At 67.0% G+C, this 576-nt stretch carries 1 protein-coding gene; it reads right to left on the bottom strand.

The genetic code is table 11. The annotated features are described in order from the left end of the window. Positions 1-576, bottom strand: a 576-nt coding sequence (locus tag AABA78_RS38855) for a GTP-binding protein (protein ID WP_338270585.1), incomplete at both ends; no start/stop codon positions are given.

The raw sequence follows: 576 nt of genomic DNA on the forward strand, positions 1-576 counted from the left end.
GCTGCGGCGTCGGGATGTAGCTGTCCACCGCCTCCATCAGCTTCAGGATGGCCGGCTCGCCGATGTCGCTGGTGTCACCCTCCAGCGCCTTCACCGCGGAGCCGGGGACGATGGGGATGGTGTCGCCCGGGAACTCGTACTTCTTCAGGAGGTCACGCACCTCCATCTCCACGAGCTCGCGCAGCTCCGGGTCATCCAGCAGGTCCACCTTGTTCAGGAAGACCACGATGTACGGCACGCCGACCTGGCGCGCCAGCAGGATGTGCTCGCGCGTCTGGGGCATCGGGCCGTCCGCGGCCGACACCACCAGGATGGCGCCGTCCATCTGCGCCGCGCCCGTGATCATGTTCTTCACGTAGTCGGCGTGCCCCGGGCAGTCGACGTGCGCGTAGTGGCGGTTCTTCGTCTTGTACTCCACGTGCGCCGTGGAGATGGTGATGCCGCGCTCGCGCTCTTCCGGCGCCTTGTCAATCTGGTCGTACGCCAGGAACGTGGCGCCGCCCGTCTTCGCCAGCACCTTCGTGATGGCCGCCGTCAGCGACGTCTTGCCGTGGTCCACGTGCCCAATCGTTCCGA

It is taken from the genome of Corallococcus caeni, assembly GCF_036245865.1.
Taxonomy (GTDB): domain Bacteria; phylum Myxococcota; class Myxococcia; order Myxococcales; family Myxococcaceae; genus Corallococcus; species Corallococcus caeni.